Origin of the sequence: Nonomuraea guangzhouensis, from assembly GCF_019396345.1 — a bacterium.
GTDB classification, from domain to species: Bacteria; Actinomycetota; Actinomycetes; order Streptosporangiales; family Streptosporangiaceae; genus Nonomuraea; species Nonomuraea guangzhouensis.
Window position 1 is genome coordinate 140698 of record NZ_JAHKRM010000006.1, and the last position, 18912, is coordinate 159609.

Consider the following 18912-nt stretch of genomic DNA (forward strand, 5'->3'; position numbering starts at 1 on the left):
TCAAGCGAAATCCTCGTCCGCCGGGAGGGCGAAGAGGCGGATGTACAGGGGGCGGGCGTCCGGGGGTGCGTCCTCGGCGCGGTGGCTGTATTTCAGCAGCAGCGCTATGTACTCCTCATAGAACCGAGCGAACTCCTCCTTGGTCATCCGGCCCATGCCGCGCGATCCCTTGGCCCAGTCAGGGTCGCGGCGGTAGGCCGCGGGGAAGCGTTCGAACAGTTCGCGGTCCTCGTCCATGCCGATGCGGTGGAATTCGGCGAGCACGGGGCGGTCCTCGGAGGCGAGCTGGTCCGGGGTGGGGAGGCGGATGTCTCTTGGGACGTCGGCGCGGCGCCACCAGCGTTCGCGGCCGGTCGAGCGTTCGGGGATCTCCTCGATGAAGCCGTACTTCTCGAGCTGGCGCAGGTGGTAGCTGGTCGTGCCGGTCTTGGCGTCCAGCAGTTCGCCGAGGGTGGTCGAGGTGGCGGGGCCGTGCACGTTGAGGTGGCGCAGCATGAGTCGTCGCATGGGGTGGGCGAGGGCTTTGAGCCGCTCCGGGTCGTCGAGTACGAACGCCTCGTCATCCTTCATGAGGAGCAGCTTAGTCCTCCTGCAGAACGATATCTGCAGAGAGTTATTTGCCGAGATGTCTCTGCAGAGTAGGTTCGGCATATGAGACGGATTCTTTCCGGAGCGGCAGTGGCTGTTGCCCTGTGTCTGACGCTCCTTACGCCGGCTGCGGCCGCTGACCCATCCCCGCTCGCCGTGCCGGCTGATCTGAAGGCGACCGAGGTGAGCTTCCGGGGTAGCGGCGGGCTCGCCATGCATGGCACGGTCCTGGCCCAGCCCGGGGCGAAGGCCGGTCGGCCGGGGATCGTTCTGGTGCACGGCGCGGGTACCGGAACGCCTCGTACGCAGTTGCTCGGTGAGGCGGTGGAGTTCGCCCGCCGGGGGCTGTCCGTGCTGATCTACGACAAGCGATCCGAGGGGTACTCGCTGTTCAACCGGTCCTACTCGCAGCTGGCCGACGACGCGCTCGGTGCCGTGGCCAAACTGCGGACGCAGCCGGGCATAGATCCGGCGAAGGTCGGGCTGTGGGGACTCAGTGAGGGCGGCTGGGTGGTGCCGATCGCGGCGTCCCGCTCGACGGAGGTCGCGTTCATCGTGCTCGTGGGGGCCAACGCGCTGGCGCCGCTGCGGCAGCAGACCTGGGCCGTGGCGGCCGGACTGCGTAAGGCGGGGGTGTCGGGGTCGCTCGTCGAACGGGCCGAGCCCAGGCTGTACACGGCGATCGCCGACGGCGGGATGTTCCCCGAGCCCTACTACGATCCCGCGCCGACCATCGCCGCGGTACGCCAGCCCGTTCTCGGCATCTGGGGCGTGCACGACCTGCTGACCCCGCCCAAGGAGACCCCTCCGTTGTTCGCCAAGGCCCTCGAAGCGGGCGGGAATCGGCACTACACCTTCCAGTTCTTCCCGGGCGCCGACCACGCCGCCCACCAGACCCCTGACGGTGGCGTCACCCGGCTGAAGACGCTCGCCCCCGGCTACGCCGACCTGGTCGGGTCCTGGGTGAAAGACGTGACGGACGGCAAGCTGCGCACGGCTCAGACGAACGGACCGGCTCCCGTGCAGGCGTCGTTCACCGTGCCGATGGATCCTCCGGCCTGGTGGGAGTCGGCGTTGGCGCAGGTGGTGGCGTTGCTGGTGTTCCTGGTCGGGTTCGGGGCGTATCCGGTGGTCGCGTTGGTACGGCGGCTTCGCCGCGCTTCCCTGGCACCGGTGTCCAGGGCCGCCCGGCTGGTGAGCGCGGGCGGGTTCGGGGTGGTGCTCGGGGCGTTCGGCTACCTGTTCTACGTGGTCATGACCGGTGGCAAGCTGGCCGCTCCCGGGCCCATGGTGGCGGGTCACCCGGTGATCTGGGTGGCGTTGCAGCTCCTCGCGGTGGCCTGTGTCCTCGCCACCGTCCGCACGGCGCTGGCCTGGCGCCGGCGCCGCGCGTCCGTGCCGGGAGGGGAGAGGGTACGGCTCGGTCTGCTGCTCGCCGGTGGGGCGGTGTTCGTCCCATGGGCCCTCTACTGGGGGCTGCTGCTTCCTTGAGAGCTCCACTCGATGTCCTGTTCCGCACCGCGTACCCAGCTCACGTGGAGCGGCGGCCGACCCGGGCGGATCACCTCGAACAGGTAGGTGTCCGGGTGGTCGGGCAGTTCGACCCGGCGGACGCTCTCGGCGCCGTCGAGGCGCGCGGCCAGGTCGGCGAAGGCGTCCGCGCTCGGGTGGCGGATGCCGAGCGTCTCGCCGTCGTACGCCATCAGCACGAACTTCGAGAACATCAACTGCAGCAGTTCGAGATGGTCTTCGGGCAGCGGGGGCTCCGGGGTTTCCGGGCCGAGCTGCCAGCAGACCGTACGCCGCAGGCCGCAGGACAGCGCCAGCAGATTGCGCACCACGAGCTCGCGGGCGTTGATCCGGTGCCGCCTGTCCTCCAGCTCCGGCGGGCAGCCCGTCATGAACATCTGCAGGTTGGGCGGCAGCTCGCTCATCCGCGCGTACAGCCGCTTCATGGCCTCCCGGGCGGTTGCGGGGGACAGCCCGCCCTTTCTGAAGTCCTCGGTCGTGAGCGTGTGCCAGGGGGTCATGCCGCCGGAGCTGAAGACGTCGGACAGGTGTTCCAGCACCTCCGGGTAGTCGAGGAGGAGTGGGCCGTTGTACTCGCCCGCCATGATGGGCTTCTCGTGCCCGTGCGAGCGCATCGCGGTGCGGATGCCGTCGATGGTGGCCGGAATCCGGTACGGGTCGCCGTACAAATGGATGTCGAACACGTCATAGGCCCCATCGGCGATGAGTTGCAGGAAGAAGTCCCGCTCCTCGTCGGGGGTCTCGGGGTTGGAGAAGACGCCGGGCGGGCAGCCGCCGAGCACGACGTCGGCCCGCGGGTCGGCGCCCTTGACCGCCCGGTGGAAGAGGGTCAGCAGGTCGAGGTACTCGGTGGCGGTGCCGCCCCAGAACAGCGGGATGGACGGTTCGTTCTCGCACTGCCAGTAGCGCACGCGGCCCGCGCAGTGCGTCACCAGGGCCCGCAGCATCGCCTCGTACGCCGCCGGGTCGACGGGCGGTGATCCGGGAAGAAAGTCGGTCGACCTGGTCGAGCCCCACGTCGAGGCCGCGCTGAGGGTGAACCACAGCTCGGTGTCGTCGTCGACCTGGTCCAGGACCGCGTCCACCGCGGTCCAGTCGTAGCGGCCCGGCTCGGGTTCGAGCTGGGACCAGTAGAAGAACATCCGCAGCAGTCCGGCGCCCAGGTCGCGGGCCTGTGGGGCGAAGGTGCCGGGCTTGGCGACCAGACCGTACTGGAGGCCGCGGACCACGCCCAACCGGATGCCGTCTGTCGAGGTCATGAGCTTTCCCTTCGGAGGTTGTCCGCTCACGATGGCGCGGCCCGCTGGCAGGCCGCTGCCATCGCCCTGTCAAGCCGCTGTTGGACCGGCCGAGGCCGATCTCCGGGTGCGGAGACCGGCCAAGGCGGTGGGGTCAGCGGGAAGTGACGTTCAACGCCGTACGCAGGAAGTCCAGCTGGTGCCGCAGCAGCCCCTCCACGGCCGCCTCGGCGGTCGGCATGTGCGTGGCCCCCGACAGCGGCAGCACCTGGTGCGGCCGGCCCGCCGCCAGCAGCGCGGCCGACATCCGCAGGGTGTGGGCGGCCACCACGTTGTCGTCCGCCAGACCGTGCACCAGCAGCAACGGGCGGCGCAGCCGGGCCGCGTCGCCGATGGGCGAGGAGCGATCGTAGTTCTCCGGCTGCTCGTCCGGGTGGCCGAGGAAGCGCTCCCGCCAGTGGGTGTCGTACAACCGCTGGTCGCTCGGCGCCGCCCCGGAGATGGCGGCATGGAACACCTCCGGCATGCGCAGCACCGCCGCCGCCGCGAGCGTGCCGCCGTAGCTCCAGCCACGGATGCCCACCCGGCCCAGGTCCAGGTCGGGGCAGTGCTCGGCGGCCGCCCGCAGCGCCACGACCTGGTCTTCCAGCGGCGCGGTGAGCGTGTCTCCATGGACGGTCTTCTCCCAGGCGGGGCCGCGTCCCGGGGTGCCGCGGCCGTCCGCCGTCACCACCGCGAACCCGTGCTCGGCGAACCACTGCGCCTCGGCCAGCCACCAGTGCCGGGCCCGGGTCACCAACTGCATCGCCGGTCCCGCGTACGGGGCCATCAGCACCGGCAGCGGCCCGGAGCCCTGCTCGTGCCAGGACGGCAGCAGCAACGCGGTACGGATCTCCCGCTCGCCCGCGCGCAGCCACGTGACCCGCGGGACGAGCACCGGCTCCGCCTGGAGCGAGGCGATCTCCGCGTCGGGCCGTCCGTCACGGACCACACGGAACGAGTGACCGGCCTTGGTGTGCGAGGCGAGCAGCAGCGCGCCACCCGCCCGCCGGCCGGTGTGCACCCCGGGCCCCTCGCTCAGCCGTACGGGACCGCGTTCCGCGTCGTATGTCCACAGGTGCTGCTCCGTGGGCTCGTCACTCGCGGTGAAGAGCAGGGATTCGCCGGAGACGTCCTCGACCGAGCGGATCTGCAGCCCTTCGGGAGTGACCGGACGGCCGTCCACGAGCAGCCGCCGGGTGCCGTCCAGGTCGCCGGTGTGCACCAGCGCGCCGGACGCGGTCCGCGCGGGCGTGCCCGCGACGAGCTGCACCCAGGCGGGATCGCGCTGCTCGTGCAGGAGCTCCGTCTCACCGGTGTCCGGATCGGCGGCCAGCACCCGCAGCGTGCGCTGGTCCCGGCTCTGCACGCTGATCAGCGGACCATGCGCGTCCCAGCTCACGGCGGTCACGTACTCGTACGCGGCCCGGTCCCACCGCAACTCCACGCAGCCGCCGTCGAGGTCGAACACGTGCAGCGTGACCTCGGCATTGTCCGTCCCGGCCGCCGGATAGGCGATCTCGCGCGGCGGCCGGGACGGGTCGGCGGGATCGGCGATCCACCAGCGCCGCACGCGACGGTTGTCCACCCTGGCGGCCAGCACCCGGGTGCCGTCCGGCGACCACCAGTGGCCGCGCGTCCGGTCCATGGACTCCGCCGCCACATGCTCGGCCAGCCCCCAGACGACCTCAGGGTCATCGGGTACGGCCAGCCGCCGGTCATGCCCATCGGCCAGTTCGACGACGTGCAGGGCGCCGCCGGTCACGTAGGCGACCCGGCTCCCGGTGGGATCGGGCCGGGGATCCACCACCGGCCCGGCGGTGGGGACGGGCCGCGCCTCACCACCGTCGAGGTGCACCGCCCACAGCCGCCCGTCGACGGCGAAGGCGACGGTACGTACCGCGGCATCGGCCGCATAGGCCACCACACCGGTCGCCCGCTCCCGAGCCCGCTCCCTACGAACCCGCTCCGCCTCCGGCACGGCCCCGGTCGCCCCCGGCGCCACGACCAGCCGCTCGCCCATCTCATCGGCGACCCACAGACCGCTGTCCCGCTCCTCACCCCCACGAGTCCGGAGAAAGACCACCCGACCCCCATCGGGCGACAGGGTGAAGGCACGGGGCACTCCGAGCGAGAACCGCTGGGTACGGGCGAACTGAGCTGGAAATCCTTTTGTATCCATAAAGGAGACTCTGCAGCGGATTACCAGAAACGATGGGGAAGAGTGAAGCACGCGGGGAGGCTCACCGGCGGCTGGGATCGACTGATCCAATGGTCATCTTAACAGGCGGGAACCGGCCAAGCAGGCGCACGTAACGGCGCCCGGCCCCGCCCACCGGAGGAGCGTTCCCCTGGACAGACGCCGGCCATGGACGGCGGGTGGGGGTGCCCCATGCCTGCCGTAATGAAAACTCAGGCGTTGACCGACAGCTCCCACAGACGCGCGGCCGACGCCGGGTCGAGCGCGTAGGCGGCGACGCCGCGGCGGCTCTGAGGCGTGTCGCTCGGCAGAGCCTCGTCGCAGTCCTCGAAGTAACGGCCGGTGACGCCGTTGAGCAGCGGTGACGCGGCGGCGAGCACCGACGTGGCCGCCCCCTGCTCGGTGGTCTTCCACGTCATGTCCTCGCCGGAGCCGGAGGATACGGCGGCGGCGATGAGCCGGTCGAGTTCCTCCTGGCTGATGTGACGCTGGAGGTTCGTGCGGATGCCGCCCGGCATCAGCGCGTTGACCGTGATTCCGTCGTCCGCCCATCGCCGCGCCGCCTCCACCGCGAACAGCACGTTCGCCGTCTTGGACTGCCCGTACGAGGACCACGGCTCATAGGTGCGGTCCCGGAAGTTGATGTCCTCGAAGACGACCGGGGAACGCAGGTGCGCGCTGGAGCTGACCGACACCACGCGGGCGCCGCCGGCCGCCGCGAGTGCGGCGTGCAGGCCGGTGGCCAGCGCGAAGTGGCCCAGATGGTTCGTGGCGAACTGGAGCTCCCAGCCGTCGGGCGTGTGCGCCTCGGGGCAGGCCATCACGCCGGCGTTGTTGACCAGCATGTGCAGCGGGCCTTCCCAGGCGGCCACGAACGACGTGACCGTGCTCCGGTCGGCGAGGTCCAGCGGGGCCACGTGGATCTGCTTGTTGCCGGTGGTCGCGATGATGTCCTCGGCGGTCGCCGCGCCCGCGTCGAGGTTGCGGACGGCGAGCGTCACCTCCGCGCCCGCCCCGGCGAGCGCGCGGGCGGTCTCGACGCCGATGCCGGACGCCCCACCGGTGACGATGGCCCGCCGGCCGGTGAGATCGACGCCGGCCAGCACCTCGGCCGCGGTGGATCGGGCGGTGAACGGGGTGGTGATGCGGGTGTTCGCAGTCATGATTTCCCAGTCCTTGTCAGGGATGCGGTGGGAGAGCTCCGGACGGTACGATGTGAAGCGGAGGAGCCTCCACTAAGCTTCACTGTATTCGGAGTCTCCTCCGTTTAGCAACTGTCCCCCCGAACTCGACAGGAGACGCCGTGCAGGCCGGGTCCCGACCGCTGCGTGCCGACGCGCGCCGCAACCGCGATCGGCTGCTCGACGCCGCCGTGCGCGCCTTCTCCCACGACGGCCCCGAGGTGACGCTCGACGCGATCGCCAAAGACGCGGGCGTCGGCATCGGTACGCTTTATCGTCATTTCCCCACCCGCGAGGCGCTCGTCGAGGCCGCGTACCGCAACGAGCTCACCAGGCTGTGCGAGGCCGCGGCGAGCCTCCTGCGCACGATGCCGCCCGACCAGGCCACCCGCGCCTGGATGGACCGTTTCGTCGACTACATGACGACCAAGCGCGGCATGGCCGACGCGCTGCGCGCGGTCATCGCTTCCGGCGGCGACCCGTTCGCGGAGAGCCGCGACCGGCTGGTCGGCGCCATCGGGTCACTGCTGGCGGCCGGTGCCGCCGCGGGGACGACGCGGGCGGACGTCGAGCCGGAGGACGTGCTGGCGAGCCTGGGCGGCGTGGCGCTGGTCGCCGCCGAGCACGAGCAGCGGGACAGGACCGACCGCATGCTCAACCTGCTGATGGACGGCCTGCGCTACCGCGGGCTCTGACGCTCACCGCTCCCGTCGCGGGGTGAGGGCGTGGAGTCCAACACCCAGTTCGGCAAGATCGTGGCGCACTAGGACCTCATGAGTGTGGCGGCGCAGCTGGTGACGAGGTCCTCCGCGTAGGCGGGGATCGGCCGGCCCAGGCTCTGGTGGCGGCGGACCGTGGCGTACGGCAGGTCGACCGTGGCCAGGAACAACTGCTCGACCTCCCGTGGCTCGCGCCGGTCCAGCCGTTCGGCCAGGGCGCGAACCGCGTTGCGGACCCGGCGGTCGCTGCGTTCCAGGCGGTCGCGGGCCTCCTGGGGCCAGTTGGGTTCGTCGAAGTCGGCCGGGCCGTACAGCAGGATGTGGGCTTCGTGTGGGTGTGCCCTGCTCCAGGCGACGACGTGGCGCGCGGCGGCGGGGGCGGCACGTGCGGCGGGTTCGGTGTTGAGCGCGGACAGGAAGCCGTCCTGGAAACGGTCGACGGTACGCAGCCACAGAGTGGCGAGCATCGAGGAGCGGCTGGGGAAGCGGTGGTAGATCGAGCCGCTCGGCGCGCGGGCCGCGCGGGCGACCGCCGCCACGGTGACGGTGCTCGGGCCGCTCGCGGCCACCAGTTCGGCGGCCGCGTCAAGCAATCGGTCAACGTCGTGGCGAGGCGGTCGTCCCATGCCGTCGAGAGTATAGGGCCAGGCTGAAGGCTTTCTGGATGCTAAACGGCCTCGGTTTTGGTCATCGCCCTGATGGTCTTGGTCATGTTCGCCTGCAGGTCGGCCAGCCGGCCCTCGACGATGGCGGTCGCGTCACCGGGGTTCTTGAGTACGTCCGTGACCAGCTCCCACACCTCCTCGGGTGAGTTGCCGACCCGGATCAGGACCTCCGTGGTGGCCCCGGTCACGGCGTGGTCAGCCACGAACGCCCGCACCTCCACGGTCCCGAACCTGGCCACCGGATGCCTGGCCGCCACCTCCACGGCCTCCTCCAGGCTCCCGCACTCGACGATGTCGAAGCCGCCGACCTGCTCCTTCGTCTCCACGAACGGCCCGTCGCCGACCAGCACCCGCCCATCGCGCACGCGTACGGCCCGCGCCTCCGAAGCGGGCCGCAGGGCGGACCCCTCCAGGCGGACCTGGCGCCGGTCCATCTCCTCGACCCACGCTTCCGCGCACCTCTCGTCCGCGCTCACTTCGACGGACGGGTCTGCACAGATCAGTAGGAGGTACTTCACCAGGATCACTTCCTCTTTCTCGTCGCTTCTACCCCACCGACGGACGGCCCCTTCACAAACCGACAAGTGGACAGGGATAAGTCGGGCAGCAGATATTGGACGAGGCCGGCACCCTGCTACCGGAGGTCTGTATGGACGTGCGTCTGGATCATCTCGTCTGCTGGGTCTCGGACCAGCTTCGCGCGCTCGACTTCTACGAGCAGGTCATCGGCCTGCCCGGGGTACGTGCAGAGGAGTTCAGGGACGGCAAGGCGCCGTTCCCCAGTGTGCGGGTCTCCGGTGACACGATCATCGATCTGATGCCTGAGAACGCGGCGAACCGCGTCGACGAGGGCACCGGTGTCAGCGGCAGCGCCGGTCACCCGGTGAACCACTTCTGCCTGGCGTTCGGCCGCGCGGACTTCGACGCGCTCGAAGCCAGGCTGGCCAGGCACGGTGTCGAGGTCACCGGCACCGGCTCGAACTCGTTCGGCGCCAGGGGCATCGCACCGGACGTGATCTACTTCCCCGACCTCGACGGGAACGTGATCGAGGCCCGCTATTACGAGTGAGACCCGGTCGCCGCAGCCGGGAGGAAAGTGTCGGGGCGGTTTGCTACACAAGACACCATGGGTGTGAGCGTCGACGAGTTCCTCAAGCTGCTGGACGAGTTGCCCGAGGCGCGCCTGGGCGATCACGGTGGCACCTGGGTCAGCCTCAAGGTGCGCGACAAGGGCTTCGGTTATCTGTGGGAGGAGACCGAGACCGTCGGGCTCAAGGCGACGATCGAGGAGCAGATCGCGCTGGTCACCGAGCGGCCCGAGGTGTTCGAGGTCCAGTTCACGGCCGGCCGGTTCGGGTGGGTCGTGGTGCATCTCAAGCGGATCGACGCCGACGAGCTGTTCGAGCTGGTCGCCGAGGCGTGGTGCTTGACGGCGCCCAAGGAGCTGGTCGCCCCCTTCGAGGCTGCCCACAAAATCGGGCAATAGGGCGTAAAAGTGGCGGAAGAGGCGTTAGTCTCGGGCAGTGTGACAGGTTCGGACATCGAGTTGCGCGAGTGGTGCGCGGACGACGCTCCTGTGGTGCTGCGCGCGTTCCAGGCACCCGACATGGCCAGCCAGGCGTCCTGGCCGATTGTGTCGCTCAAGGACGCGACGGGGTGGATCGCGAGCTGGGCCGGCGTCGGGCACGCCTTCGCCGTCACGCTCTCCGGGCGGGTCGTGGGCAACGTCGCGGTGACGGGCATCGACGGCCACGGCAACGGCTGGGTCTCCTACTGGACGGTGCCCGAGGCCAGGGGCAGGGGGGTCGCGGTGGTGGCCATGATCGAGCTGACCCGCTGGGCCTTCCGCGAACGCGACCTTTACCGGCTGGAGCTGGGACACCGTACGAACAACCCGGCCTCATGCCGGGTGGCCACGAAGGCGGGCTTCCGCCCGGAGGGCATCGAACGCCAGAAGCTCCGCTATGACGGCCGCCGCTACGACGTCGAACGCCACGCCCGCCTCGCCACCGACTGACCACCGGCCGCGACCGACCGGCCAGTGGTGCGACGGCAGCTGGGATGTCCACCTGCACCCCCAAGCGCTTTGCGCCTGGTCATGGGTGGGCGGGCTGATCTAGGCTCGTGGGGTGGACGGCGAGAGTCTGGCCGCGGCCGGCCTGCTGGCGGCGCTGAGCCGGGCGGCGGAGATCCTCGCCGAGTTACACCATCCGTTCGTCAGGAACGAGCCCTTCTCCTATTTCTTCCCGCCCGCCGGTGTCCGGACCGGGACCGCGTTCACCCTCCCCGACGGCCGTGAGCTCAGCTTCACCGTCTCCATCGCCGCCGTCGACGGCGCGTTCCACGTCGACGGGGCGGTCTGCGTCGAGGGCGACGTGCTGCTGGCGCTGCCGCGTAAGACCACGTCCAGCATCCACGACGGGCTCGCCGTGTTCGACGACTACGCGGCCGAGCTGGCCGCCCCGGCCGGGCGGTTCATCGACCAGCAATTGGACGAAATTGTCTAGTTGTCTGACAATGGTGGGCATGAAGAACGGACCCTTCGCCGTCGTCGGTGCCTCCGTGCTCTGGGGGACGGCCGGCACGGCGGGACTGCTCGTCTCGGCCGACTCCATCGCCTTGGCCGCCGCCCGGCTGGTCATCGGCGGCGCGGCGCTGGCCCTGTTCGCCTGGACGGGGGCGAGGCGCGGCCCGCTGATCACGCCCGGGTTGCTGCTGGCCGCCGTCGCCGTGGCGGCGTACCAACTGTGCTTCTTCGCCGCGGTCGCCCGTACCGGTGTGGCCATCGGCACGGTCGTCGCGATCGGCAGCGGGCCCGTCTTCACCGGGCTGCTCTCCTGGCTGCTGCATGGTGAGCGGCCGAGCAGGCGGTGGGCCGCGGCCACCGCCGCCGCGGTCGGCGGGTGCGCCGCGCTGATCGTCGGTGGCGGGGCGCAGGCGGGTGGGCAGGTGGTGTCCGGGGTGGCGTTCGCGCTGCTCGGCGGGTTGCTCTACGCGTTCTACGCCGTCACCGCCGCTCGGGCGATCAGCGCGGGCACGCCGTCGAACGCGGTCATGGGGGTGCTGTTCGGCGGTGCCGCCGTCATCATGCTGCCGTTCCTGCTCTGGCGGGGCACCGAGTGGCTGGCCGAGCCGCGCGGGCTGCTCGCCGCCCTCTACCTCGGCCTCGGGGCCACCGCTCTGTCCTACTTCCTGTACGGCCGGGGCCTGCGCACCACTCCGGTGGCCACGGCCGCCACGCTCGCCCTGACCGAGCCGGCCGTCGCCGCGCTGCTCGGGCTGCTGGTCCTCGATGAGCGGCTGGCTCCGGTGTCGGTCGCCGGTCTCGTCCTGCTGGCGATCAGCCTGGTCGCGGTGGCCGTACCAGAAAGACGGGAACGCTCGGTGTCCGAGAGGGTGTGCCCCGAGGAGGCGTTAGAGTCGCAGCCGTGACGTTGCCGTTCAGACCCGTGTCCGCGGTCGGCGCGCTCGCCGACGCGCTGCGCCGCAGGGTGCTCTCCGGCGAGATCGGGCCGGGCACGGCGCTGCCCGAGCAGGAGCTCGCCGCCACCTACGGCGTGGCCAGGCCCACGGTCCGCGAGGCGCTGGCCGTGCTGGTGCACGAAGGGCTGCTCAGGCGCGAGCGCAATCGCAGTGCCTATGTCCCCGAGGTGACGATCGCGGACCTCGACGATCTCATGTACGTACGCAGGCCGCTGGAGGGCCTGATGGCCACGGCGGTGGCGGGACGGCGGGTGCCGGAGGCGGAGGCGGCGCTGGCCCGCATGGGCGCGCTGCCCGCCGACGCGCCGTGGTCGGAGTCGGTGGCCGAGCACATGGCGCTGCACCAGGCACTGATCGAGGCCGTGGGCAGCCCGCGGCTAGAACGGCTCTACAGCACGCTCGCCGCCGAGACCCGGCTCGGCCTGGTCCGCCTGCGCGAGGTCTACGAGGACCGGGAGATGCTCGTGAACGAACACCGGGCGCTGCTCGACGCGATCGCCGCCGGCCCCGCCGAGACGGCCCAGGCCGCGGTGGCCGCCCACCTGGGCCACTCGTGGGGCGACGACACACGACACCCCTCTTGAAGGCCGCACCCGAGCCCGCTTCCTGGCCCGTCCTGACCTCCTGCTGAGCCGCTTTCGCGAGGGAGATCCGCACCCATAATCGCGAACCCTTGCGGGGGAACCCCAGATGTCGCAAGAATCGCGGCCATGCACGGCAACGCGATGCCGGACTCCTACGTGTATGTCACGGAAGAGGGCGTAACCCGTCACTATGCGGACGGGAGCGTCGAAGCCCTTGCGTGGGAGGACGTGGTCGAGGTCCGTGTGGTGACCGAGTCGGGAGAGGATGTCCTCTACATCCTGCTCGACCGCGACGGCGAGGGCTGCGTAGTGCCCAGGTCGGCCACCGACGCCACGTTTCTCGCCCGCCTCCGCTACCTACCTGATTTCGATCTTGACCGGCTGAATCTCGCCGCCGAGTCGGCGCACGACGGGGTCGTGGTCGTCTGGCGGAGCCCCGACCCGCCGTCCGCTCTGCCGGATCTGGAATATGACTAGCCCGTTCATATTCCGGAAGCCGGCTGAAATACAGCCATAAACTTCACGTTTGCCGACTCGCCGGTTGGCACTTTTGGATCGTTCCGTCAACCCCTCGGCCATCCCCGGATCCGTCCGATTGTGGACATTTGACGGTATTTCCCAGGCTGGAGTGGATCTTTACTCTTTAGTGGGGGCCGCCGCCCTTGAAGGTGCATGGGGGACTTGTCAACCCATGAGGTTCAAGGAACGTCATGTTACTGCGGTGCACAGAGTCTTCAGGGTGGTGCTATGAGGGTGGGGACCGGGGAGTCCGACGTCGTGCTCCTCGAAGCCGTATCACGTCATGCGTCGAGCATCTGGACGCGAGCGTACTTACGGCTTCTTTTAGGAGGCGACACGGCGTGCGCGCTGATCGCGTGCGTCTGCGTGCTGAGTATCCGTCTCTTGTCCGGCGCGTACGTTCCGCTGGTCGAGTTTCTTCTGGGAGTCAGCCTGATCGCCGGCTGGCCCCTCGCGCTGATGATGGGAGGCGCGTACCGTCAGCGCGCGCACGGCGAGGGCACTGACGAGTTCAGGGCGGTCTTCAACGGCGGCGTCGGATTGATGGCCGCCGTCGCGATCGGCGCCTACGCCACGCAGACCGTCGTCGCGCGCAGCTTCGTGATGGCGATGCTGCCGCTGGCGCTCCTGTCCACGTTGTACTTCCGCTACAAGATGCGAAAACGGCTGCACAGCCGGAGAGTCGTCGGCGAGTACATGCGCCAGGTCATCGCCGTCGGCCATCGCGAATCCATCCTTGACCTGATCATGCAGTTCCGCCGCCAGCCGTACCACGGGATGATGGTCGTCGGCGCCTGCCTGCCGCCGGACCGGATGGACGCCGACCTCGACGGCGTCCCCGTGCTCGGCTCGTTCGGCGACGTCGCCGAGGTGGTGGAGCGGACGCGAGCCGACGCGGTCGCCGTCACCGCCTGCCCGGAGTTCGACGGGTCGGCGCTGCGGCGGCTGGCCTGGAGGCTGGAGACCGCGCGCACCGACCTGTTCGTCGCGCCCGCGCTCATGGAGGTCGCGGGCCCGCGGATCAGCATCAGGCCGGTGGCGGGGATGCCGCTGCTGCACGTGGGTCACCCCGAGTTCGACGGCAACAAGCAGCTCGTCAAGAGCGTCTTCGACCGGCTCGTAGCGGGGGCCGCGTTGCTGCTCATGGCCGTGCCGCTGCTGGCGATCGTGCTGCTGATCCGCCTGACCAGCCCGGGTCCCGCGCTGTTCACCCAGACCCGGGTCGGCAAACGCGGCAGAGAATTCCGTGTCCTGAAATTTCGGACGATGGTGAAGGACGCCGAGAAGCTCAAAGGCAGCCTCCTCGATGCCAACGAACTCGACGGGGTGCTCTTCAAGATTAGGAACGATCCAAGGATCACTCCGGTAGGCGCTTTCCTCCGCAAATACTCGCTGGACGAGCTCCCTCAGCTGTTCAACGTCATGCGCGGTGACATGTCGCTGGTCGGCCCCCGGCCGCCGCTGCCGGAAGAGGTCGCCAAGTACGGCAGCGACGTACGCCGCCGCCTGGTCGTCAAGCCGGGCATGACCGGACTCTGGCAGGTCAGCGGCCGCTCGAACCTGACCTGGGAAGAGTCCGTACGCCTCGACCTGCGGTACGTGGAGAACTGGTCCCTCATCCTCGACCTGCAGATCCTCTGGAAGACCTGGTCCGTCGTCACCCGTGGAGAAGGGGCTTACTAGCGGTGAAAGCACTCGTGCTCGCCGGAGGGTCGGGCACCCGGCTACGGCCCATCACACACACCTCGGCCAAGCAACTCGTCCCCGTCGCCAACAAACCGGTGCTGTTCTACGGCCTGGAGGCGATCGCCGAGGCGGGGATCAGGGAGCTCGGCCTGGTCGTCGGCGACACGCACGCCGAGATCGAGGCGGCCGTCGGCGACGGCTCCGCGTTCGGCCTGCAGGTGACCTACCTGCGCCAGGAGGCGCCGCTCGGCCTGGCCCACGGCGTGCTGATCGCCCGCGACTTCCTGGGTGACGACGACTTCGTCATGTACCTGGGCGACAACTTCATCGTGGGCGGCATCAGCGGTCTGGTGGACAGGTTCGTCAGGGAGCGGCCCGCCGCCCAGATCATGCTCACCAAGGTCGGCGATCCGCGCCAGTTCGGCGTCGCCGAGCTCGACGCGGCCGGCCGGGTGGTCGGCCTGGAGGAGAAGCCCGTCCGGCCCAAGAGCGACCTCGCGCTGGTCGGCGTCTATCTCTTCAGCCAGGCCATTCACGCCGCCGTGGCCGAGCTCAAGCCGTCGTGGCGGGGCGAGCTGGAGATCACCGACGCGATCCAGTGGCTGATCGAGGCGAATCTCCGCGTCGAGTCGTCGGTGATCTCCGGTTACTGGAAGGACACCGGCAACGTCACCGACATGCTCGAGGTGAACCGGCTCGTGCTGGAGTCGCTCGACCGGCGGGTGAGCGGCCTGGTGGACCAGGCCAGCGAGCTGATCGGCCGGGTCGTGGTGGAGCCGGGGGCCGTGGTCGAGCGCTCGCGCGTCGTCGGCCCGGTGATCATCGGCCCCGGCGCGCGGGTCCAGGACAGCTACGTGGGCCCGTTCACCTCGATCGGCGCCGACTGCGCGGTCGTCCGCAGCGAGATCGAGTACTCGATCGTGCTGCCCAGAGCCTCCATCCAGGGAGTCGGCCGGATCGAGTCGTCGCTGATCGGCCACGACGTCGAGGTCACCCCTGCCCCGGACACCCCCAAAGCCCACCGTCTCGTGCTGGGCGATCACAGCAAGGTGCAGATCAGTTCATGAGAAGGATCCTGGTGACAGGCGGGGCGGGCTTCATCGGCTCGCACTTCGTCCACGGGTTGCCCGACGCGGACGTGACCGTGCTCGACAAGCTCACGTACGCGGGCAACCGGGCCAACCTCGAAGGGGCGCCGCACACGTTCGTCCACGGCGACATCTGCGACGCCGGGCTGCTCGGCGAGGTGGTGCCCGGCCACGACCTGGTGGTCAACTTCGCTGCGGAGTCGCACGTCGACCGGTCGATCGAGGGCCCGGCCGAGTTCGTGCGCACCAACGTGCTCGGCACCCAGACGCTCATGCAGGCGTGCCTGGACGCCGGTGTCCCGAAGGTGGTGCACGTCTCGACCGACGAGGTCTACGGGTCCATCGACCACGGCTCGTGGGACGAGTCCGCGCCGATCCAGCCGCGCTCGCCGTACGCCGCGGCCAAGGCGGGCGGTGACCTGGTCGCCCGCGCGTACGCGATCACGTACGGCCTCGACGTGTCGATCACCCGGTGCGGCAACAACTACGGGCCCAGGCAGTACCCGGAGAAGGTCATCCCGTTGTTCGTCACGAACCTGCTGCGCGGCAAGCGGGTGCCGCTCTACGGCGACGGCGGGAACGTCCGCGACTGGATCCACGTCCAGGACCACTGCGCGGGCATCCGCCTGGTGGCCGAGAAGGGCGGGCCGGGCGAGGTCTACCACATCGCGGGCACCGCCGAGCTGACCAACAAGGAGCTGACCGCCCGGCTGCTGGAGGCGTGCGGCCGGGACTGGAGCATGGTCGAGCCCGTCGCGGACCGCAAGGGCCATGACCGCCGCTACTCGCTCGACGACGGCAAGCTGCGCGGGCTGGGCTACCGGCCGGAGATCGCGTTCGAGCAGGGGCTGAAGGACACCGTCAGCTGGTACGCGAGCAACACGGCGTGGTGGGGGGCGAGCCGGTAGTTGAAGCAGAACACCTGGGTGACCCCCGCGCTCTGGGCGTTGCTGTCGCCGTTCGCCGGCTGGGCCGTGCTCCGGGTGACCGGCTGGGAGCCCAAGTTCAGGTGGTCCCAGCTCGTGTCGTTCACCCCGTACGCCGCCGCGGGCTCGCTGGTGCCGCTGGCGTTCGCTCTGGCGGCGCGCAACCGGCCCGCCACGCTGGCCGCGCTGGTGGTGGGCGGGATGCTGGCCTCGGTCGTGCTGCCCCGCGCGGTGCCGCGGGGCGTCCCCGAGACGGACGGGCAGCCGCTCCGTGTGATGACCGCGAACGTGCTCCGGAGCTCGGTGCCCGCCGAAGCCCTGATCAGCGCGGTCGAGCGGAACCGTCCCGACGTGCTCACCGTGCAGGAGCTCAGTCCTTTCCTGACGGCGCGGCTGGCGGAGGCCGGCCTCGGCACCCTGCTGCCCTACCACCTGGAACAGCTCGGCACGGCCATCTACTCGCGCTTCCCGCTGCGTCCGGGAATCGGCTTCGACACCGACCAGTGGCAGCACGTCGGCGGTGTGCTCACGCTGCCGGACGGTTCGGAGGTGGACGTCGTCGGCGTGCACGCCTGCGCGCCCGCCGCCGGCTGGCTGGCGGGGTGCTGGGCGCAGAGCATCCAGGTCCTGCCACCCGCGATGCCGAAGGCGGCGAAGCGGCCGCGCGTGCTGGCCGGTGACTTCAACTCCACGCTCGACCACGCGGTACTGCGGGAGCTGATCGCCACCGGCTATCAGGACGCCGCGTCCGTCACCGGAAAGGGGCTCGCCATGACCTGGCCGTACAACGGGCGCTCCGCCCTCGTCCCCAAAGTGGCCATCGACCACGTGCTGGCCTCCGAGGGGGTGGCCGTGCGCGCGTTCGAGACGCTCGCCCTCCCGCGTACCGACCATCGCGCCACGGTCACGGACCTGGTGCTGAGGCGGGCCGCATGAGGTGGATGATCACCGGTGCCGGCGGCCTGCTCGGCACCGACCTGACGGAGCTGCTCCGGGTGACGCCCGGGATGTGGGTCGTCCCGTTCGCCCGCTCCGAGCTGGACCTGCGCGACGCCGACGCGGTGGCCTGGGCGGTCCGCGCGGCCCGGCCCGACGTGGTGGTCAACTGCGGCGCGTGGACGAACGTCGACGAGGCCGAGAACCGCGAGCAGGAGGCGCTGGCGATCAACGGGACGGCCGTGTCCGTCCTCGCCCGGGTCGCCGCCGAGCTGGGCGCCCGGCTGATCCAGCTCTCCACCGACTACGTCTTCGACGGCTCCGGGCGCGACCCGTACCGGGAGAGCGCGCCGACGGGCCCCATCAACGCCTACGGGCGGACCAAGCTCGCGGGCGAGCGCGCGGCTCTCGAACACGGCCATCACGTGGTGCGTACGGCCTGGCTCTACGGCGCCCACGGCCGCAGCTTCGCCCGCACGATGGTCGGCCTCGAAGGCTCCCGGCAGACCGTCTCCGTGGTCGACGACCAGTTCGGCCAGCCCACCTGGACCGGTGACCTGGCCGAGCGGATCGTCCAGCTAGGCCGGGCGGACGCCCCGCCCGGCGTCTACCACGGGACGAGCGCGGGACGGACGACCTGGTACGACTACGCGCGGGAGATCTTCACCCTGCTCGGGGCCGATCCCGGCCGGGTCGAGCCCATCCCGAGCACGGCTTTGTGCCGGCCCGCCCCCCGCCCCGCCAACAGCCTGTTGGCGCACGGGAACTGGCGGGCCGCCGGGCTGCCGCCGATGCGCGACTGGTCCACCGCCCTACACGAGGCCTGGCCGGCCCTGCTGACCTCCTGGAGTGCTCGCGTAGTGAGCCAGGCAGTCGGCGTAGGAGGGGAGTAGCCCGTGTTCGACGGCTTCCGCCAGCGTGGGCGCGGCGGCGTCCTTGTCCGCGAGGATCGGCTCGATGCCCTCCGGCCAGACGATGCCGAGTGCCGGGTCCAGCGGGTGGATGCCGTGCTCACGCTGGGGGGCGTACGAGGTGGAGCAGAGATAGACCACGGTGGCCGACTCGCTGAGCGTGAAGAACGCGTGGCCGAGCCCTTCGGCCAGGTAGACGGCCCGCCGCGAGACGTCGTCCAGTTGCGCCGCCGCCCAGCGGCCGAAGGTGGGCGAGCCGGTTCTGAGGTCCACCGCGACGTCGAGGACGCTGCCGGAGACGCACGTGACGTACTTGGCCTGGCCGGGCGGCACGTCCGCGTAGTGCAGGCCGCGCAGCACGCCCCTGGTCGAGACCGAGCAGTTGGCCTGGGCGAGTTCCAGCGGGCGGTCGAGCTCGTCGTTCCTGAACCATTCGAGGAACGCCCCACGCCGATCCGTATGGATACGTGGGCTGAACAGCCAGGCGCCGTCGAAACCGAGGGGATCCATGGAGCGGATCCTGACATAGCAGGAACGTTCCTACCAGTGTGTGTAACGCGTGAGATGGCAGTCGCGAAATGCCAGTTGATTGAGGCATGTGATCCTGAGCGGGGTCAGG

At 70.3% G+C, this 18912-nt stretch carries 21 protein-coding genes; 14 read left to right on the forward strand and 7 right to left on the reverse strand.

The features are described from left to right. The gene (locus tag KME78_RS13580; protein ID WP_219529214.1) at nucleotides 1–570 is read right to left on the reverse strand and encodes an ArsR/SmtB family transcription factor; all 570 of its coding nucleotides are present in this window, start codon (nucleotides 568–570) and stop codon (nucleotides 1–3) included. A 174-nt stretch (nucleotides 571–744) separates the two neighbouring features. Here KME78_RS13580 and KME78_RS13585 point away from each other — a divergent pair, with 174 nt between their 5' ends. After that, nucleotides 745–2079, forward strand: a complete 1335-nt coding sequence (locus KME78_RS13585; RefSeq protein ID WP_219529215.1) for an alpha/beta hydrolase family protein — start codon at nucleotides 745–747, stop codon at nucleotides 2077–2079. Here KME78_RS13585 and KME78_RS13590 read toward each other — a convergent pair. The 3 genes from KME78_RS13590 to KME78_RS13600 form a co-directional block, all read right to left on the reverse strand. Further along, nucleotides 2055–3377 carry a glycoside hydrolase family protein gene (locus tag KME78_RS13590; RefSeq protein ID WP_219529216.1) on the reverse strand — a complete coding sequence of 441 codons (1323 nt, stop codon included), beginning with the start codon at nucleotides 3375–3377 and terminating at the stop codon, nucleotides 2055–2057. The two genes, KME78_RS13585 and KME78_RS13590, sit on opposite strands and share 25 nt — an antisense overlap. A 133-nt stretch (nucleotides 3378–3510) precedes the next feature. Then, nucleotides 3511–5481, reverse strand: coding sequence for a S9 family peptidase (locus KME78_RS13595; RefSeq protein WP_308126934.1), 1971 nt, complete (start codon nucleotides 5479–5481; stop codon nucleotides 3511–3513). A 326-nt stretch (nucleotides 5482–5807) separates the two neighbouring features. Then, a complete protein-coding gene (locus tag KME78_RS13600) occupies nucleotides 5808–6758 on the reverse strand; it encodes an SDR family NAD(P)-dependent oxidoreductase (RefSeq protein WP_219529218.1) in 951 nt (316 codons plus the stop codon). A 140-nt stretch (nucleotides 6759–6898) separates the two neighbouring features. On the opposite strand from KME78_RS13600, the gene KME78_RS13605 reads away from it, so the two are divergent. Further along, nucleotides 6899–7471 (forward strand): TetR/AcrR family transcriptional regulator, encoded by a 573-nt coding sequence (locus tag KME78_RS13605; RefSeq protein ID WP_219529219.1) that lies wholly within the window; start codon nucleotides 6899–6901, stop codon nucleotides 7469–7471. A gap of 68 nt (nucleotides 7472–7539) precedes the next feature. On the opposite strand, the gene KME78_RS13610 is transcribed toward KME78_RS13605, so the two are convergent. Both KME78_RS13610 and KME78_RS13615 read right to left on the reverse strand, forming a co-directional pair. Then, a complete protein-coding gene (locus KME78_RS13610) occupies nucleotides 7540–8121 on the reverse strand; it encodes a TetR/AcrR family transcriptional regulator (RefSeq protein ID WP_219529220.1) in 582 nt (193 codons plus the stop codon). A 41-nt stretch (nucleotides 8122–8162) separates the two neighbouring features. Beyond that, nucleotides 8163–8678, reverse strand: a complete 516-nt coding sequence (locus KME78_RS13615) for a YciI family protein (RefSeq protein ID WP_219529221.1) — start codon at nucleotides 8676–8678, stop codon at nucleotides 8163–8165. A 131-nt stretch (nucleotides 8679–8809) separates the two neighbouring features. Here KME78_RS13615 and KME78_RS13620 point away from each other — a divergent pair, with 131 nt between their 5' ends. The 12 genes from KME78_RS13620 to rfbD all read left to right on the forward strand — a co-directional run bounded on the left by KME78_RS13620 (nucleotide 8810) and on the right by rfbD (nucleotide 18275). Then, on the forward strand, nucleotides 8810–9229 hold the full coding sequence (locus tag KME78_RS13620; RefSeq protein ID WP_219529222.1) for a VOC family protein: 420 nt from the start codon (nucleotides 8810–8812) through the stop codon (nucleotides 9227–9229). 57 nt (nucleotides 9230–9286) lie between these two features. Continuing rightward, complete coding sequence (locus KME78_RS13625) at nucleotides 9287–9646, forward strand: MmcQ/YjbR family DNA-binding protein (RefSeq protein ID WP_219529223.1); 360 nt, start codon at nucleotides 9287–9289, stop codon at nucleotides 9644–9646. A 39-nt stretch (nucleotides 9647–9685) separates the two neighbouring features. Then, a complete protein-coding gene (locus KME78_RS13630) occupies nucleotides 9686–10177 on the forward strand; it encodes a GNAT family N-acetyltransferase (protein ID WP_219529224.1) in 492 nt (163 codons plus the stop codon). Between the two features lie 112 nt (nucleotides 10178–10289). After that, entirely contained in the window at nucleotides 10290–10667 is a 378-nt protein-coding gene (locus KME78_RS13635) for a hypothetical protein (protein ID WP_219529225.1), read from the forward strand. 19 nt (nucleotides 10668–10686) lie between these two features. Beyond that, nucleotides 10687–11592, forward strand: a complete 906-nt coding sequence (locus tag KME78_RS13640) for a DMT family transporter (protein ID WP_219529226.1) — start codon at nucleotides 10687–10689, stop codon at nucleotides 11590–11592. Further along, on the forward strand, nucleotides 11589–12227 hold the full coding sequence (locus KME78_RS13645) for a GntR family transcriptional regulator (RefSeq protein ID WP_219529227.1): 639 nt from the start codon (nucleotides 11589–11591) through the stop codon (nucleotides 12225–12227). Before KME78_RS13640 ends, KME78_RS13645 begins: the two co-directional genes overlap by 4 nt. Nucleotides 12228–12353: 126 nt before the next feature. Then, on the forward strand, nucleotides 12354–12704 hold the full coding sequence (locus KME78_RS13650) for a hypothetical protein (protein ID WP_214640566.1): 351 nt from the start codon (nucleotides 12354–12356) through the stop codon (nucleotides 12702–12704). Nucleotides 12705–12974: 270 nt separating this feature from the next. After that, entirely contained in the window at nucleotides 12975–14429 is a 1455-nt protein-coding gene (locus tag KME78_RS13655; RefSeq protein ID WP_219529228.1) for a sugar transferase, read from the forward strand. A gap of 2 nt (nucleotides 14430–14431) precedes the next feature. After that, nucleotides 14432–15499: a glucose-1-phosphate thymidylyltransferase gene (locus tag KME78_RS13660; protein WP_219529229.1), complete on the forward strand. Its 1068-nt coding sequence runs from the start codon at nucleotides 14432–14434 to the stop codon at nucleotides 15497–15499. After that, nucleotides 15496–16428 (forward strand): dTDP-glucose 4,6-dehydratase, encoded by a 933-nt coding sequence (rfbB, locus tag KME78_RS13665; RefSeq protein WP_219529230.1) that lies wholly within the window; start codon nucleotides 15496–15498, stop codon nucleotides 16426–16428. Before KME78_RS13660 ends, rfbB begins: the two co-directional genes overlap by 4 nt. After that, complete coding sequence (locus tag KME78_RS13670; RefSeq protein WP_219529231.1) at nucleotides 16429–17382, forward strand: endonuclease/exonuclease/phosphatase family protein; 954 nt, start codon at nucleotides 16429–16431, stop codon at nucleotides 17380–17382. It abuts the gene before it with no gap. After that, the gene (gene rfbD, locus KME78_RS13675) at nucleotides 17379–18275 is read left to right on the forward strand and encodes a dTDP-4-dehydrorhamnose reductase (protein WP_219529232.1); all 897 of its coding nucleotides are present in this window, start codon (nucleotides 17379–17381) and stop codon (nucleotides 18273–18275) included. The genes KME78_RS13670 and rfbD overlap by 4 nt, the downstream gene beginning before the upstream one ends. Here the strand turns inward: rfbD and KME78_RS13680 are convergent. Then, nucleotides 18195–18803 carry a dTDP-4-dehydrorhamnose 3,5-epimerase family protein gene (locus KME78_RS13680; protein WP_219529233.1) on the reverse strand — a complete coding sequence of 203 codons (609 nt, stop codon included), beginning with the start codon at nucleotides 18801–18803 and terminating at the stop codon, nucleotides 18195–18197. The two genes, rfbD and KME78_RS13680, sit on opposite strands and share 81 nt — an antisense overlap. Nucleotides 18804–18912 lie beyond the last annotated feature (109 nt).